The organism is Stutzerimonas xanthomarina DSM 18231 (assembly GCF_900129835.1).
GTDB lineage: Bacteria > Pseudomonadota > Gammaproteobacteria > Pseudomonadales > Pseudomonadaceae > Stutzerimonas > Stutzerimonas xanthomarina.
The window spans coordinates 671015-687286 of record NZ_FQXA01000001.1 but is presented as its reverse complement, the minus strand read 5'-3'; the positions used below and the strand labels follow the sequence as shown (position 1 = coordinate 687286).

Below are 16272 nucleotides of genomic sequence, written 5' to 3'. Positions count from 1 at the left end.
CCCAAGCTTTGCACCGATCAGGCTGGCTTGCCGGGGAGCGGTTCGGCGTTCGGCAATTCCCGAGCGGTCGACGTCTCGCCAGCCGCGCGCTGTTTGCCGGTGTTGGAACCTTCCAGCGCCGCATAGGCGGCGCTGCAGAACAATGAGTTCAGGCGTTTCATGTCGGCGATCAACTCCAGGTGTGCAGCGCTGGTTTCGATGCTCTCTACCACCTGCTGGTGCAGGCGGTGAACATGGGCATGGGCGAGTTCGCGTTCACGCTTGCGGAACTGGCGCTTGTGCTGCAGCAATTGACGGGCGCTGTGCGAATCTCCAGACAGAAATACCGACAAGCCCAGCGCGAGATTGGCTGTGAGCAGGCTGTGCAGCTGGCTGAGCTCATCCCGTCCACTGTCGGAGAACGAGCGACGCTGGGAGGTCTTGAGGTTCTGCACCTTGCCCAGCATATGCTCGATGATGTCGCCGGCCTGCTCCAGATTGATCGCCAGTTCGATTATTTCGGCCCAGCGCCGGCTTTCCTGTTCGGCCAGGTCGTCACGTGGCATCCGTGCCAGGTAGAGCTTGACCCCGCTGTACAGGGCATCCACGTCATCATCCAGACGACGGATGTCCTCGCCGGGCTCCGGCCGGTCTTCGCGCAGTACTTCGAGCAGGCGCGCCAGCATCGTTTCCACCAGGTCGCCAATACGCAGGGTTTCGCGCGTGGCATTGGCCAGCGCAAGGGTTGGCGTATCCAGCGCAGTGGGGTCGAGATGGCGCGGTTGTGCGATGCCATTGTCCTGCGGACGTTCGGGTAGCAGCCGCTCACAGAGCCCGGCCATCAGCCCCACCGTGGGCAGCAATAGCAAACAGCGCAGCGAGTTGTAGGCCAGGTGAAAGGCGATGACTTGCGTCTGTGCACCGAAGCCAAGGGTCGCCATCCACTCGACCAGCATTGGTAGAAAGGGTAGCGCCAGCAGACCAGCGAGCTTGTAGAGCAGGTTGCCCAAGGCTACCCGGCGGGCCGGCGCCGGCTGCGGCGTGGCGTTGAGCCAAGCCAGAACGCCGCTTCCCACGTTTGCGCCGATGACCACGCCCAGCGCCACTGGCAGGCTGATCAATCCAGCGCTGGCCAGGGTTGCGGTGAGCAGCACGGCGGCGAGGCTGGAATACGCGAGCACTGCAAACAGTGCACCCACGACCACGGCGAGCAGAGTGTCGCCGGCCAGCGATGAGAACAACACCTGCATGCCGCGTGCTTCGGTGATCGGCGCAGCCGCGGTCACGATCAGTTGCAGCGCCAGAATGATCAGGCCGAGGCCGATCAACACCCGCCCGAGCTGCCCGGCGCGGGTCTGCTTGCGCGATAGAAAAAGAAAGACCCCCAGTAGGGTAAACAGCGGCGACAGCCAGGACAGGTCCAGCGTCAGCACCCGCGCCATCAGCGCCGTGCCGACATCGGCGCCGAGCATGATCGCCAGCGCGGTGGGCAGCGCCATCAGGCCTTGGGCAACGAAGGAAATGGCCAGCAGGGCAGTAGCGTTGCTGCTCTGCACCAGCGCGGTAACGCCAATCCCGGCGGTAAAGGCCATCGGTGCGTTGGCCATGCTGTGGCCGAGCAGCCGACGCAGATGCGAGCCGTACACCCGCATGATCCCGGTACGCACGATATGCGTACCCCACACCAGCAATGCGATGGAGGACAGCAAATGCAACAGCGTCAGCATCAGGCACGGCCTCCGGTGTGGATGGTCAACGGGCACAGCGGCCTGCGCCTAGCGCGGCAGAGAGCTGTGGGTTATGTAAAGTTGACCATCGCCGGTAGCCGGCCGTTCACCAGATTGTCATCAACCGTGACGCCCGCTGTTGGCTCACGTGGCGCTCAGTTGGGCGAGTAGTAGCCCACACCCAGCAGGACGTCATCGACCCGACGGATCAAGGTGTGTTTTTTCTCCACCGCATTGGTGGCCGGATTGCGCCACACGTAGTCGACGCTCCCGATGCCCTTGTCCTTGGCCAGTTCGATCATCTGCTTGAACAGCGGTGTCCCGGCGGCGTCGGTGATTTCGCGAACGTCGACGCCCACCAGATTGGGTGAAGCGCCGCTGGCGCGGTACTTGCCGTCCTCCAAGCCAATGGCGAACACGTACTCGTCGTTCGTCACGAAGCGGCCCTGCGGATCGTTGAAGGCCTGGTACGCGGCCTTGTCACCCGAGCGCTTCACCAGCGCTACGGCTTCATCCAGCATTTTCTGCGCGTGCTCGGCGGAAGAGCGCGGGATGTAATACCCCACCGCGAGGATCTGATCGCCCACCTTGCGGTACAGGCTGGTCTTGTTCTCGACCTTGTTATCGGTCGGGTTCAGCCAGTGATACTCGACCTGGCCGTTCTGGGTCGCCTTGGCGCCTTCGACTATTGCGCGGATGAAGGGCTTGCCGGCGGCGTCCTTCAGGTCCATCACGTTGAGCCCGACCAGCGCTCGGGAAGCGCCGTTGCTGGCGAGCATGGTCCCCGCCGTGTCCAGGACAAAAACATAATGCTGGCCGTCAACGAAGTCGCCGTTGCGGTCATTGAACGCTGCCAGGGCCTGCTCCGGCCCCGCTTGCTGCAGATGTGCCGCGGCACGATCAAGCAGTGCGTTGGCCTGTCGCGCATGACTGCGTTCGACCGAGCCTTTGGCTTGGGTGCCATCCGTGGCGGAATGCGCCAGGGGGGAGGCGCAGATAGCCGCGCCCAGTGAGAGGATCAGCAGGTTCCGGTGGTTCAGTTTCATCGGTTGCTCCTAGCCTGAGGCAGGCGACAGGTTGCTGGGGGCATGAGGGCTGCCTGCGATGAAATATCCTACGGCCCTTGAGGTGATTGATATTGAACACAAGGACCGTTGGCTTCGTGCGAAAGGACTAGGTTGAAATGCCGCAGCGGTCGTCTCAGCGTTTTGCAAGGTCGCTGTACGAGGATCTTGCTACCCTTGCCGCTGACCCAGCCGAAGCCGCTCACATGCTCAGCCTTTATCACGCCCCTGACCTCGAAACCCTCGGCGAACTGGCTACGCGCCTGCTCGCCCAGCCGCTCGCCGATCCTTTCGCCCCGGCGCTGGTGGTGGTACCGAGCCAGGGCATGGGCCGCTGGCTGACGCTTGAGCTGGCGCGCAAGCAGGGCATCGCCATGCAGCTGGAGATGCAGCTGCCGGCCAGGTTCGTCTGGGACCTGAGCCGCACGGTGCTGGGCAGCCTGCCCGAGCAGTCGGCGTTTTCCCCGACCACCTTGACCTGGCGGCTCTACGGCTGGCTCTGCGAGCCGTCCAATCTCGAGCTGGCGCCGCGTCTGGCGCAGTACCTCGACGGTGGCGATGAGCGCCGGCGGCTGTCGCTGGCGGCCAAGATCGCCGACGTCTTCGACCAATACCTGCTCTATCGCGACGACTGGCTGGCCGCCTGGGAGCGTGGCGACACCTTCGATCTCGGCCCGGATGAAGGCTGGCAGGCGCTCCTCTGGCGCGAGCTGACCAAGGACGGCCATCCGCACCGCGCGCGGCTGCTCGACGATCTGCTGCAGCGGCTCTACAGCGACGAACCCTTGCCCGGCCTGCCCGAGCGCCTGCTGGTGTTCGGCATCAGCAGCCTGCCGCCGCACCACCTGCGCGTGCTCGATGGTCTGGCGCGACATATCGACGTGGTAGTCTGCGCGCTCAACCCAAGCCGCGAAGCCTGGGGCGAGATTCGCGATATTCGTGAATTGGCGCGCCAGCCCGAGAGCGGCGCTGATGATTGGTATCTCGATGTCGGCCATCCGCTGCTGGCCAGTCTCGGCAAGCAGGGCCGGGACTTCTTCGATTCCCTGTTCAGCCTGACCGCCAGCGAGGGCAGCCAGGAGTTCGGCCTGTATTCCGAAGATGAAGACCTGCGCGACGACAGCCTGCTGCACGCCCTGCAGAACGACATCCTGCGCCTGCGTACCCGGCAGCCCGATGAGCGCATCACGCTGACCGAGAAAGACCGCTCGCTGGAAGTGCATATCGCCCACTCGCCGCTGCGCGAGGTGGAGATCCTGCATGACCAGCTGCTGGCGCGCTTCGCTGCCAACCCGGCGCTGACGCCCGATCAGGTCGTGGTGCTGACCCCGGATATCGAGCGCTACGCGCCCTTTATCGAAGCCGTATTCGCCCAGCGCGAGGGCAGTCCGCGGATTCCCTACAGCCTCGCTGACCGCAGCCTGCGTGCCGAAATGCCGCTGATCGAGGCCTTCCTTGAATTGCTGATGCTGGCGCAGAGTCGTTTTGCCGCAGAGGAAATCCTAGCCTGGCTGGAGCAGCCGGCCATCGCGCGTCGCGCCGGGATCGAAAGCGAAGACCTGCCGCTGCTGCGCGACTGGCTACGCGAAGCCGGCGTGCGTTGGGGTCGTGACGGCAGCCAGCGAGCGCGTCTCGGCCTGCCGGACGAATCGGCCTTCACCTGGCGCCAGGGGCTGGACCGCCTGCTGCTGGGCTTTGCCGCGCCGCCGCAACTGGCTGGCGACCACGCGCCACTGCTCGGCGAGCATTGGCCATTGGATGCCCTGGAAGGGGCACGCGGGCAGTTGCTGGGGCGGCTGGTGGAATTCGTCGATCGGCTCGGCACGCTGGCCGACCAGCTCGCCCGGCCGCGTCCGTTGGCCGAGTGGGCGGATGACTTGCAAGTCCTGATCGACACCCTGTTCGACGAGCGCGAAGCCGGCGATACGCTGCTCTTGTTGTCCCAGGCCTGCGCGGCGTTGCGCGATCAGGCCCAGGCCGCGGACCTGACGCGACCCATCGAGCTAGAACTGGTGCACCAGCAGCTCAGCGCCGCCTTGCAGCAGGGCGGCGGCGCCTCGGGCTTTCTTACCGGCGCGGTGACCTTCTGCACCATGGTGCCGATGCGCAGCCTGCCGTTCCGTGTGGTCTGCCTGCTCGGCTTGGACGACGGCGCCTTCCCGCGGCGCACACCGCCTTCGGGCTTCGATCTGATCGGCCGCCACCCGCGCCGCGGCGACCGTGCGCGACGCCTCGATGATCGCTACCTGCTGCTGGAAACCCTGCTCTCGGCGCGAGAGGCGCTGTACCTGTCCTATGTCGGCCGCGACCCGCGGGACAACGCGGTGCTGCCGCCTTCAGTGTTGCTCAGCGAAGTGCTCGAAGCGGTCGATATGACCGCCGTGTTGCCGCCTGCTGCTCTGGCATCCAAGAGCGCCAACGAGCCTGCGCCTAAGACGGTTAGCCAGAAGATCCTTGTCGCCCACCCATTACAGCCGTTTTCTCCACGCAATTTCGGCGACGCGCCCTGTGCGGGTTTTTCGCTGCCCTGGTTCCGCGCCGCCCAGCGCCTGGCCGAGCCGCCGCAGACTCAGCCGCAACCCTTCGCCAGCCTGCTCGCCGAGCCGGACGAGGCCTGGCTGACCATCGAACCGTCGCAGCTGTTGCAGTGCTTCCGTCATCCGGCGCGCTTTCTGCTCGAGCAGCGCCTCGGTTTGCGCCTGGCTGACGATCAGGAATCGCTCGCCAGCGACGAGCCCTTCGATCTGGAGATGCCGGCCTGGAACGGCCTGCGGCGTCTGTCACTGCAGGCGATGGAGCACGGCTGGAGTGATGAAGACGAACGACGTATGGCCTGCGCCGCAGGTTGGTTGCCGACGGGCGAGTTGGGCCAGGCGCTGTGGGGCAAGCTGCGCGGGCCGGTGCGTGCCTTCGCGCCGCGCCTGTTCGAACTGCGCCCGGACGCGGTGCCCGAGCCGCTGCCGGTGGACATCACCCTGGCCGGCGTACGCGTGCATGGCTGGCTCGACGGCGTGACCCCGGCCGGGCTGTTCGGCTGGAAGCTCGGCCGCCTCGGCGAGTGGGATCTGCCGCCGTTCTGGCTGCGCCATCTGCTGCTCAACCTGTCCGCCACGCCCGGTATCGAGCGCCACAGCCTGATGCTATCGCCCGCCGGTGACTGGCAGCTGGGGCCGTTGTCGAACGCGGCCGAACTGCTGGAACCCTGGCTCGCCGCCTATCGCTGCGCCATCCGCGAACCGCTGCCGTTGCTGCCGCGTAGCAGCCATGCCTTCGCCAAGGGCTATCGCAAGCCGGCCCGCGGCAGTGAACCGCTCGACTGCGCCCGCAAGCGCGCCCGCGAAGCTTGGCTCGGCGCAGAATTCAGCCCCATCGCCGCCGAAGCCGAAGACCCCTGGAACGCCTTGGCCTTCCGCGACCGCGATCCGCTGGACCAGCGCTTCGAAACACTGGCTCAGGAATTGATCGGCCCTGCGCTGGATGCCTTGGCGCAAGACGAGGAGGAAGCATGAAACTCGACCTGCTCGACTCGCCCTTCGACGGCCGCTCGCTGATCGAGGCCAGCGCCGGCACCGGCAAGACCTGGACGCTCACCGCGCTCTACGCCCGCCTGCTGCTGGAGCGGCAGCTATCGGTGGGGCAGATCCTCGTGGTCACCTACACCAGCGCCGCCACTGCTGAACTACGTGAGCGCATCCGCGCGCGGCTGGCCGACCTGCTGGCGGTCTATGAAGGCACGCCGAGCAGCGACGATTTCCTCAACTGCCTCCACGCCCGCTACCCGGACGAAGCCTCGCGCCGTCGCCTGTTGCTGGCGGTGCATGGCTTCGACGAGGCGGCGATCTTCACGATTCACGGCTTCTGCCAGCGCGCCTTGCAGGACGCCGCCTTCGAGGCCGGGGGCGATTTCGACAGTGAGCTGACCGCCGATGACCGCGAGATTATTGACGCGCTGCTCGCCAACGCCTGGCGCAGCGAATTGGCCGATGCCGACCCGGCCTGGGCGCGCTTCCTGGCCAAGAGCCGGATCACGCCGCTGTGGTTACGTCAGCGCTTGCGTAGTCATCTGGGCAAGCCCTATCTGCGCGTCGAGCCGCAGGGTGCGCCGGTCGCCGCCGACCTGCGTCCAGTCGAGGCCGCCTGGCAACGCGCCGCCGATTTGTGGAAGCAAGCGGGTACCGCCTGGATCGCCGAGCTTCAGGCCCACGGTGGGCTCAGCCAAAGCACCCACAAAGGCATTAAGTTCGAGCCCTGGCGGAGCGAGCTCGACGCCTATTTTGCCGACCCGGCCGTGATGTTCGATCTACCCGATGGCGCGGCCAAGTTCGGCGTGCGCGCCTTGAGCAAGGCCTGCAAGAAGGGCTTCGACGCGCCGGTGTGCGAGTTGGCCCATGCGCTGGACGAGCTGGCCGATCAGGTGGCCGAGGCATTGCCAGCGGGCAAGCAACGGCTGATCGCCTTGCAAGTCGCACTGCTGGAGCGGCTCAACCGTGAGCTGCCCGAGCGCAAAGCGGCGCAGCGGCTTTTGGCCTTCGATGATCTGCTCAATCGTCTGGATCTGGCACTGAAAGGCCCGGTCGGGGAAGACCTGGCGGCCTCGCTGCGCATGACCTATCCGCTGGCGCTGATCGACGAATTCCAGGACACCGACCCGATCCAGTACGCCATCTTCAACCGCATCTATGCCAAGGCGGGCGAGGCGTCGCTGTGTTTCGTCGGCGATCCCAAGCAGGCCATCTACGCCTTCCGCGGGGCGGATCTGGCGACCTATATGACGGCCAAGCAGCAGGCCGATCGCGAGCCCTTCAACCTGCCGACCAATTACCGCTCGACGCCGGAGCTGATCGCCGCGCTGAACCAGCTGTTCGACCACCCGCAGCCGTTCGCCCAACCTGATCTGCGCTATCCAGCAGTAGGCGCGGCCGACAAGCCGCGTGCGAGCTTGCGGCTGGTGGAGGAGGGCGAGGCGGCGCCGCTGTCGCTGGTATGGCTGGGCGACGATCCGTTGGGCAAGGGCGAGGCCGCGCAACTGGCGGCGAGCGACACTGCCCGGCGTATCGCCCTGCAACTGGCGGGCGCTGCAGAGGGCCGTGCTGGTTTCGAAAAGGACGGCGTGTTCACCCCTCTGAAAGGTGGCGACATTGCCGTGCTGGTGGCCAACCACCGCCAGGCCGGGATGATCGCCGACGAGCTGGCGGCGCGCGGTGTGCCCAGCGTGCGCCGCGGGCGTGACAGCGTCTGGCGCAGTGAGGAAGCGGCTGAGCTGGCCGCGGTGCTGGCCGCCTACGCCGAGCCCGGCCGCGAAGGGCTGCTGCGCTATGCACTGGCCACGCGCCTACTGGGCCGCAGCGCTGCCGATCTCGCTCGTTGCCAGGACGATCAGCAGCAGTGGGACGCCGAGCGCGAAGCCGCCGAGCGCTATCACCAGCTCTGGCAGCAGCAGGGGTTCATGCGCGTATTCCGGGCCTGGCTCGACGAGCAGGCGGTGGCCGAACGGCTGCTGGCGCGTGTCGATGGCGAACGTCGGCTGACCAACCTCTTGCATCTGGGTGAACTGTTGCAAGCCGAAAGCCTGCTGCGCCCGGGTCTTGAGCCGCTGCTCGCCTGGTTCAACCTGCAGCGCGGCAGCGAAGGCGCCGGCGAAGAAGCCCTGCTGCGCCTGGAAAGCGATGCCGAGCGGGTGCAGATCGTCACCATCCATACCAGCAAGGGCCTGGAATATCCGTTGGTGTTCTGCCCCTTTCTCTGGGACGGCAAGCTGCTCGGCAAGAACCGCGACAGCGCCCGTTGCCACGATGCTAATGGCCAGCCGCTGCTGGATCTCGGCAGCGACGCGCTGGAAGACCACCTCGAACGCGCCCGTCAGGAGGTGTTTGCCGAGCAGCTGCGCCTGGCCTATGTCGCCCTGACCCGCGCGCGCGACCTGCTCTGGTTGCACTGGGGGCCTGTGAATCTCTGCAAACCAAAAAAGGATGGCAGCCTAGCGGACGAAGGTCTGCACAGCAGCGCCCTGGCCTGGCTGCTACACGGCCGCGAACTGCCTGGCGAGCAACCGTTGAGTGAGCTGGGCAATCATCTGGCCGATCTCAACGGCGGCAGCCTTCGCCTGGCCATCGAGCGACTGGTGCACGGAAGCGACGGTCATATGGCCTGCCTGCCGCTGGAGTCGCGCGAAGCCAATGCACAGGGCCCCGGCCGCGCCGCGCCGCCTCAGCAGCTGTCGCAGCTCAATCGCAGCCTGCACAGTGCCTGGCGGATCGGCAGCTTTTCCGGACTTGCCGCCGGCATGCATATGGAAGCGCCCGACCGCGACGCCCTGGCCATCCCCGATGCCGGCGAGCCGGGCAGTGGCTTCTTCGCGTTTCCCCGGGGCGCGCGCGCCGGCACCTGCCTGCACGCGATCCTCGAAGACTGGGCGCGCGGCAAAGGCGAGCTGGAGGCGCTGGTCGAACCCGCTTTGCAGGCCTACGGTCTGCCGCTGGAGTGGAAGGAAATCGCCATCAGCCATCTGCAAAAGGTGCTCGACACCGATATGGATGGCGCCGGCCTGACCCTCGCTGCGTTGCAGTCGGCCAGACGCCTGCCCGAACTCGGCTTCACCTTCCCGGTACGGGACCTGGACGTGACGCGGCTGCGCAGCCTGTTGGTCGATCCGGCCAACGGCCTCGCCGAACCCTTGCGCGAAGCGGCGGCGCGGCTGGAGTTCGACAGCCTCAAGGGTTTCCTCAAGGGCTTTATCGACCTGACCTTCGAGCACGACGGCTGCTGGTACATCGCCGACTACAAATCCAACTGGCTCGGCCCGGACGCCAGTTACTACGGCGGCGAACGGCTGCTGCAGGCGCTGGCAGGCGAGCATTACTACCTGCAATACCTGATCTACCTGGTGGCGCTACGCCGCTTCCTGCGCCAGCGTCTGACTGATTTCACAAATGATCAATTGGGCGGCGCTTTCTACCTGTTCTTGCGCGGCATGCCTGAAGCCGGCGTTTATTTCGCGCGACCGGATGATGCGCTGCTCGACGCACTGGATCGTTTGTTCGAGGAGGGCAAGTGATGTTTGCTGCTATGCCAATACCTGGCGTTGCCTTCCCGCACGCTTGGCGGGTTGCCCCCGCCCTACGATCGGCCCGATGCGCTGTTCGAGGAGGGGCGGTGATGCGCGTGGGGTTTGTAGAAACCGTCGGATTGCAGTTTGCGTCAGTTCAATACGCTTATCCTGCCGGGCATATCGGTGGGCTGAAGCCCACCCTACGAGCGGTGCGCCCGGATATCTTCGTAGGGTGGGCCGGGCGGCGTTCCGCTTCAGCCCACCCTTGGGACCGCCGTCTGGGTCTGGCACCTTCTGTATCGAGGCCTACCCGATGACGCTTCGTTCAGAGTTACCCCTCGGCCCCCTGGAGCGCGCCTTCGTCGCCAGCCTGCAACGCCTTGAGCCTGATACTCCTGAGCCTGTGCTGCTCGCCGCCGCCCTGTGCTGCGAGGCGCTGGCGTCCGGGGATGTCTGCCTGCCGCTCGAACGCCTGGCCGGCAGACGGCCCTGGCCCGACGCCGATCTCAGCATGCCCTCGCTGCCCGTTTGGCGCGCACAGCTCGAAGCCTCTTCGCTGATCGGTGCGCCTGACGACTACGCGCCGCTGACCCTGGTCGGCAACCGGCTTTACCTGGCCCGTTACCAAGCCTATGAACAGCAGCTGGCGCAACAGCTGCTGACTCGGGCGGTGGACGCGCCTGACGTTGATGAGGCTCGGCTGAGCGACAGTCTGGCGCGGCTATTCGCCTTCAATCAGCAGAGCCCCGATTGGCAGCGCCTCGCCGCGGCCCAGGCGGTACGCCGCCGCTTGGCAGTAATCTCCGGCGGGCCCGGCACCGGCAAAACCACCACGGTTGTGCGCCTGCTGGCCGCACTGTTGGAGCAGCCCGGTGGCGAACGCCTAGCCATTGGTCTAGCGGCGCCGACCGGCAAGGCGGCGGCGCGCATGGCCGAGGCAATCCGCAACGCCAAGGCCGATCTGCCGGTCAGCGATGCCGTCAAGGACGCCCTGCCGGACGAGGCGCGCACACTGCACCGCCTGCTCGGCAGCCGCGGCGACAGCCCGAAGGTCCGCCATGACGCGGCCCATCCGCTGGCGCTGGATGTGCTGGTGGTGGATGAGGCATCGATGGTCGATCTGGCGCTGATGGCCAAGTTGGTCGCTGCGCTGCCGCCGAAGGCGCGCCTGATCCTGCTCGGCGACAAGGATCAGCTGGCCGCCGTGGAGGCCGGCGCGGTGTTCGCTGAACTCTGTGAGGGGCGCGGTTTCGATAGTCAGGCCGCGACCGATCTGCAACGCATTACCGGGCAGGCCGTACCGGTCGAGACGCCGCGCTCGCGCCTCGGCGATGCGGTTGTGCTGCTCACCCACAGCCACCGCTTCGCCGGCGACAGCGGTATCGGCGAGCTGGCGCGGCGAATCAATGGCGGCGATGCCAAGGGCACGGTAGCGCTGCTGCAGGATGGGCGCGCCGATCTTGCCTGGAATGCCACGCCAACGTCCGCCGCATTGATCGAGCGACTGGAGCAGGGCTATTCGACCTATCTGCAGGCCGCACGCCAGACCGATCCATCCGCCGCGTTCGAGGCCTTCAACGGTTTCCGCGCGCTGACTGCCCAGCGCGAAGGCGCCTTTGGCGTCACCGGCATCAGCGAGGCATTGGAAGCGCGCTTCAAGCGTCGCCTCGGTGTGCCCGCCCGCGAACGCTGGTACCCCGGCCGCGCGGTGATGGTCCGGCAGAACGACTACGCCCTGGGCCTGTTCAACGGCGATATTGGCCTGTGCCTTATAACCGAGCAGGGCCTGCGGGTGTTCTTCGAGGGCGACGAGGGCTATCGCGGCTTTGCCCCGGCGCGCCTGCCGAGCCATGACAGCGCCTTCGCCATGACGGTACACAAAAGCCAGGGCTCGGAGTTCACCGAGGTGCTGCTGGCGTTGCCGGAACAGCCCAGCCCGCTGCTGACGCGCTCGCTGTTCTATACCGGCATCACTCGGGCCAAACGCAAGGTGGAGATCTGGGCTTTGCCGGTGCGTCTGGGTGAGGCCGTAAGCACCCGCGCCGAGCGCGCGGCCGGACTTGCTGAAAGGCTGAGCTCAGGCGACACGAAGCGCACAGGCGAGGGGAATGGCCTGCCGATGCCGGCCAGCGAGCCGGCGGGCGATCAGCTCAGTCTGTTCTGATGCGTGCGCCGCTGCGCGTAGAGGGCATGATCGCAGCGCATCGCGGCCAGTTTCGTGAAACGGTTGCGCGTATCCACGTTCGGTTTCTGTTCCGATGTGGGTTCGCCGTCAACCGATAACCGACAACCGGGACATGCGATGAAAATCTTCTTTCTTCTGGTCTGGGGCCTGCTCAGCTTGTCGTTCACTGGAGTCATGGTGCGTGAACTGTGGATTGCCCCATCCTGGAGTGGCGCGTTCGTCTTGTTGCTAGTCGCCTACTACAGCTTCTGTTTCTTCCAGCTGATCCGCACGGCCTACCGGCCCTGGGGACTGTTGGGGCCAAGGCGGCGCAGCGGCTACTGGGTATGCCAGGTGTTGCTGCCACTGACGCTGTTGCCGCTGAGGTCCGCCTATGACATTTGGCTGGCGGGCGCCTACCGGCTCGATGCGGACGCAGCGGGGCCAAGCCTGAACCTGATGATCGTTCGCCAACTGCTCGCCTGGCTGCAGGAGTTGGTCGGCTATCTGGGCCCGACGCTGGTGCTGATCGCCGCTGGAGTCGGCATGGCATTGCTGTTGTTGCGGTTATCGCGCGGCCAGGTCGTCCGCTAGCGGCACCCGATGCGTTGATGGTTGCTGACTTTGATATTCGCTAGGTTGCGCTTCACTCGTTTTCGCAAGGATGGCAAAAGGTGGTGATGAAAGGTTTTTGTAGCCGGGGCGCTCTGCTGAGCCTGGCGGTCAGTCTTGGGGCGCATGCCGCAGATGTGCGCCTGGTGACAGGCGATGGCTACGCCCCGCTCACTGACCGCGCACTGCCTCGAGGCGGCATACTCTCGGCGGTCGCACAGGCGGCGTTCGAGCGCAGCGGGTTAGCGTCGTCGCTTGCCTGGCAGCCCTGGAATCGAGGCTATCTGATGACCCTTCGCGGCGAATACGACGCGACTTTTCCCTACATCCGTGCTGAGCAGCGCGAGCATGATTTCCTCTACTCGGCGCCGCTCTATGTTTCCGAACAACACCTGTTCAGTCGCGCCATGGACGCAATCGAAGCCAATGACCTCGCGGGCGTCAGCGGCAGGCGGCTGTGCCATTCGCTGGGCTGGCAGCTGCCTGTTGGAGTCCAGGCGCTGGTTGACCGGGGTGTACTGGTCCGACATTCGCCGCCGAGCCTGAGCGAGTGTGCGTTGTTGCTATTGCTTGGCCGAGATGATGTGTTTCTGGCTGACCGCCTGCTGGGCGTGCACGCCGTGCAATCAACCGAAGTGGATCGGCGGCGTTTTCATGTTTCCGGTTCGGTGTTGAGCCGTCAGACGATTCACCTCATCGTCCCGCGCAGCCGACCGGACGCCGGACAGCTGATCGAGCGGTTCGACCGAGGACTCAGAACCCTTCAGGACAGTGGCGACTATCAGCGCTTGATCGAGTGGTTCGCTGCCGACAGCGTTTCAGTGGACCGCCGCACCACGACAGCGCGATAACGGCCGCGATGGCTGGCGCGCGGTCACGGTTTTCAGCGTTCGAGCAGTGTCAGCACCAGTGGCAAGCTGGCCGCAGCGAGCAGTGTTTGCAGGGTGATGATGCCGGCCATCAGGTGGCTGTCACCACCGAGCTGCCGGGTTAGCACGTAGGCGGTAGGCGCTGTAGGCAGGGCAAAGAACAGGACGATGATGGTGGTTTCCATGGCAGGCAGCTGGAGCAGGTGAGCAACGGCAAAAGCCAATAGTGGAACCGCCAGGAGTCGCAGGGCGCTGTTCCAGCCCAGTGCAGGAATTTCACCACCGAGCTCCTTCGGCTTCAGCGCGGCGCCGACACAGAGCAAACCCAAGGGCAAACTGGCTGCGGCCAGCAGACCCAGCAGCCGGTCAGTGCCGCCAGGCAGGCCGAGCCCGGACAGGTTGATCAGGGCGCCCGTGACGCAGGCGACGATCAAGGGGTTCTTCGCGATTGGCAGCAGCAGGCCGCGCGCGCTGACGCCGCGTTCGGCGGTCAGCGCCCACACCGACATCACGTTAACGGTCGGCACCATCAGCGCCAGCATCAGCGCGGCCATGGCCAGGCCATCCTGGCCGAACAAGCTGCCGACAGCCGCAAGGCCCAGATAGGTGTTGAAACGCAGGGTACCCTGGGCAAAGGCGCCGAAGCGCGCCGCCGACCAGCCGCGCAGGCGCTTCATGATCAGCAGTACGACCCACGCCAATCCCAGGGCCAGCAGCACGGCAGCAGCCAAGCGGGGCAGCGCCGGGTTGTCCAGGGGGGCGGTGGCCAGGCTGCTGAACAGCAGCGCCGGGAACAGCACGAAGTAATTGATTCGCTCGGCGCCAGGCCAGAAGGCTTCGTTGGGGAATTCGCGCAGGCGCAGAATGTAACCGGCAATGATCAGGGCAAACAGAGGCCAGAGGGCGAGCAGAAGGCTGGTCACGCGATACATCCAACAGTGTAGGTGAGCCGATAGTGGCGTCTCCTGACAGGGTCGGCAAGGGCCGAGCAATGCGGATTGCCCCGTCCCAAGAGCGTTTGCTGCGCGTTCATCGGGAAAGCCGTCGAAATGATGTCCAAGTGATATCATTGCTTGCGCCAGAACACGAGCAACGTCGATGCAACCCCTAGAACAGCAGTCCGCCGAAGATTTCCGCGATACCCCGCATGGTAGACAGCTGCTCGGGGGCTTTCGTGGTTTGCTGTTTGCGCCGGACCTGGAGCGCGAATTTCGTCGTTACCTGGGACGACAGGCGCGCTTCGCACAGGTTCTGGGGGCCTGCCTTCTGCTGATCGTGGTTGCCGGCTATCACTCTGTCGAATGGCAGCTGTATGCCGAGTCGGACCCGAGGTGGCTGCGAGAGTTGACCCTGCTGCGTTTGGTGGAAATGGCGCCGGGTGTAGCGATCCTGATCATGTCGGTCTTTCACCGGCGGGTCCGTCTGGTTGCCAACCGACTGTTTCCGTTGCTGCTGGTGCTGGTTGGCATCGTTGCGGCGCGCATCGATATCCATTATGAGGTCTCCCAGACAGAACTGGCGTTCCGCTACGGTGCGGGTCTGTTGATCGTCTGTTCGTTCTTCTTTCTCGGCATCACCTTTTGGCGAGCGCTGATCAGTGCGGCGTCGATCATCCTGATCGATATCCTGATGGCGGCGCTTATCCTTTCCTCCGGCGAAATGCAGGTGCATTGGATCTCGGTCAGCTATTACGTGTTGTTGTTGACGATCGGAGCGATCAGTCGCTACATCCATGAATACTCGCAGCGTGAGCAATTCCTCGTACGCCAGCTGCTCGGCTGGGTCGCGCAACATGACTCGCTGACGGGCCTGGCCAACCGTCGCAGCTTCGACGCTGCCCTGCGGCAGACTTTGTTGCAGGCCCGCCGGGACGGTCAGCCGCTCGCCCTGCTGCTGCTCGATCTGGATGATTTCAAAGCCTATAACGACTGCCTGGGACACCCGGCCGGTGATGCGTTGATCCGGGATTTCGGCGAGCTGTTGAGCCGTTTCTCACGGCGGCCGATGGATCTGGCAGCCCGGGTCGGGGGGGAAGAATTCGCCTTGCTGTTGCTCAACTGCGATGCGAACTCGGCGCAGGCCATCGCGGCGCAGCTGCTGTCCGAATTCACCGAGCGTGCCATACCTCATCCGGCATCGGCGCAATGCGGATGCGCTACGACGAGCATTGGCATCGCGATGTGGCAGTCAGGCCAGACTGCCGAGCAGCTCTATCAGGCTGCCGATGCGGCGTTGTACCAGGCCAAGCGAGCCGGAAAAAACCGCTACGTGGTGCGCTGATCTCGCTCAGCGGCGCGGCGTGACCGGGCGGGTGCGTCCGCTGCCATCGATGGCGACAAAGACGAATACCGCTTCGGTGACCTTGCGCCACTCGCTCGATAGCGGGTCATCGCTCCACACTTCTACCAGCATGCGGATCGAGCTGCGGCCGACATCCAGCGTCTGGGTATAGAACGACAGCTGCGCGCCGACTGCCACCGGGACCATGAAGGCCATGCGATCGATGGACACCGTGGCCACACGGCCTGCGGCGACGCGGCTGGCCATGGCGGTGCCAGCCAGATCCATCTGTGACACCAGCCAGCCGCCAAAGATATCGCCGAAACCGTTGGTCTCACGCGGCAGGGCGGTCAGCTGCAAGGCCAGGTCGCCCTGCGGGATTGGGTCTTCCTGTTCGTATTCGTTCATCGGTTGGACTCACGGCGCGTTTGTTTTTTTTTGCGCGAATGGCCCGCAGCAGTGCGGGCGGGGGGCGAGTATAGCGGCTGTAGATAGTGACAGCGACCGGGCAGGCCTAAAGTTCAGTATC

General features: G+C 65.3%; 10 protein-coding genes. 6 read left to right on the top strand and 4 right to left on the bottom strand.

The annotated features are described in order from the left end of the window. Nucleotides 1–17: 17 nt before the first annotated feature. Both BUE09_RS03070 and BUE09_RS03065 read right to left on the bottom strand, forming a co-directional pair. Entirely contained in the window at nt 18–1706 is a 1689-nt protein-coding gene (locus BUE09_RS03070; RefSeq protein WP_073299230.1) for a Na/Pi cotransporter family protein, read from the bottom strand. Nucleotides 1707–1861: 155 nt separating this feature from the next. Next, nucleotides 1862–2752 (bottom strand): cache domain-containing protein, encoded by an 891-nt coding sequence (locus tag BUE09_RS03065; protein WP_073299229.1) that lies wholly within the window; start codon nt 2750–2752, stop codon nt 1862–1864. 224 nt (nt 2753–2976) lie between these two features. Here BUE09_RS03065 and recC point away from each other — a divergent pair, with 224 nt between their 5' ends. The 5 genes from recC (at nt 2977) to BUE09_RS03040 (ending at nt 13445) form a co-directional block, all read left to right on the top strand. Then, a complete protein-coding gene (gene recC / locus BUE09_RS03060) occupies nt 2977–6279 on the top strand; it encodes an exodeoxyribonuclease V subunit gamma (protein ID WP_073299484.1) in 3303 nt (1100 codons plus the stop codon). After that, complete coding sequence (gene recB / locus BUE09_RS03055; RefSeq protein WP_073299228.1) at nt 6276–9824, top strand: exodeoxyribonuclease V subunit beta; 3549 nt, start codon at nt 6276–6278, stop codon at nt 9822–9824. The genes recC and recB overlap by 4 nt, the downstream gene beginning before the upstream one ends. Before the next feature lie 307 nt (nt 9825–10131). Then, nucleotides 10132–11982 carry an exodeoxyribonuclease V subunit alpha gene (gene recD / locus BUE09_RS03050; RefSeq protein ID WP_073299227.1) on the top strand — a complete coding sequence of 617 codons (1851 nt, stop codon included), beginning with the start codon at nt 10132–10134 and terminating at the stop codon, nt 11980–11982. A gap of 138 nt (nt 11983–12120) precedes the next feature. Beyond that, nucleotides 12121–12576 (top strand): hypothetical protein, encoded by a 456-nt coding sequence (locus BUE09_RS03045; protein WP_073299226.1) that lies wholly within the window; start codon nt 12121–12123, stop codon nt 12574–12576. 86 nt (nt 12577–12662) lie between these two features. Next, complete coding sequence (locus tag BUE09_RS03040) at nt 12663–13445, top strand: substrate-binding periplasmic protein (protein WP_073299225.1); 783 nt, start codon at nt 12663–12665, stop codon at nt 13443–13445. Between the two features lie 32 nt (nt 13446–13477). Here the strand turns inward: BUE09_RS03040 and BUE09_RS03035 are convergent, their stop codons facing one another. Further along, complete coding sequence (locus tag BUE09_RS03035) at nt 13478–14386, bottom strand: AEC family transporter (RefSeq protein WP_073299483.1); 909 nt, start codon at nt 14384–14386, stop codon at nt 13478–13480. A gap of 175 nt (nt 14387–14561) precedes the next feature. On the opposite strand from BUE09_RS03035, the gene BUE09_RS03030 reads away from it, so the two are divergent. Next, nucleotides 14562–15743: a GGDEF domain-containing protein gene (locus BUE09_RS03030; RefSeq protein WP_073299224.1), complete on the top strand. Its 1182-nt coding sequence runs from the start codon at nt 14562–14564 to the stop codon at nt 15741–15743. 6 nt (nt 15744–15749) lie between these two features. On the opposite strand, the gene BUE09_RS03025 is transcribed toward BUE09_RS03030, so the two are convergent. Next, the gene (locus BUE09_RS03025; protein WP_045423569.1) at nt 15750–16151 is read right to left on the bottom strand and encodes an acyl-CoA thioesterase; all 402 of its coding nucleotides are present in this window, start codon (nt 16149–16151) and stop codon (nt 15750–15752) included. Between the last annotated feature and the right edge of the window lie 121 nt (nt 16152–16272).

What these genes read in the sequence shown, in the direction of transcription:
- recD (WP_073299227.1), top strand. Translation starts at nt 10,132, where the DNA reads ATGACGCTTCGTTCAGAGTTACCCCTCGGCCCCCTGGAGCGCGCCTTC.
- recC (WP_073299484.1), top strand. Translation starts at nt 2,977, where the DNA reads ATGCTCAGCCTTTATCACGCCCCTGACCTCGAAACCCTCGGCGAACTG.
- BUE09_RS03025 (WP_045423569.1), bottom strand. Translation starts at nt 16,151, where the DNA reads ATGAACGAATACGAACAGGAAGACCCAATCCCGCAGGGCGACCTGGCC.
- BUE09_RS03045 (WP_073299226.1), top strand. Translation starts at nt 12,121, where the DNA reads ATGAAAATCTTCTTTCTTCTGGTCTGGGGCCTGCTCAGCTTGTCGTTC.
- BUE09_RS03030 (WP_073299224.1), top strand. Translation starts at nt 14,562, where the DNA reads ATGCAACCCCTAGAACAGCAGTCCGCCGAAGATTTCCGCGATACCCCG.
- BUE09_RS03065 (WP_073299229.1), bottom strand. Translation starts at nt 2,752, where the DNA reads ATGAAACTGAACCACCGGAACCTGCTGATCCTCTCACTGGGCGCGGCT.
- recB (WP_073299228.1), top strand. Translation starts at nt 6,276, where the DNA reads ATGAAACTCGACCTGCTCGACTCGCCCTTCGACGGCCGCTCGCTGATC.
- BUE09_RS03070 (WP_073299230.1), bottom strand. Translation starts at nt 1,706, where the DNA reads ATGCTGACGCTGTTGCATTTGCTGTCCTCCATCGCATTGCTGGTGTGG.
- BUE09_RS03040 (WP_073299225.1), top strand. Translation starts at nt 12,663, where the DNA reads ATGAAAGGTTTTTGTAGCCGGGGCGCTCTGCTGAGCCTGGCGGTCAGT.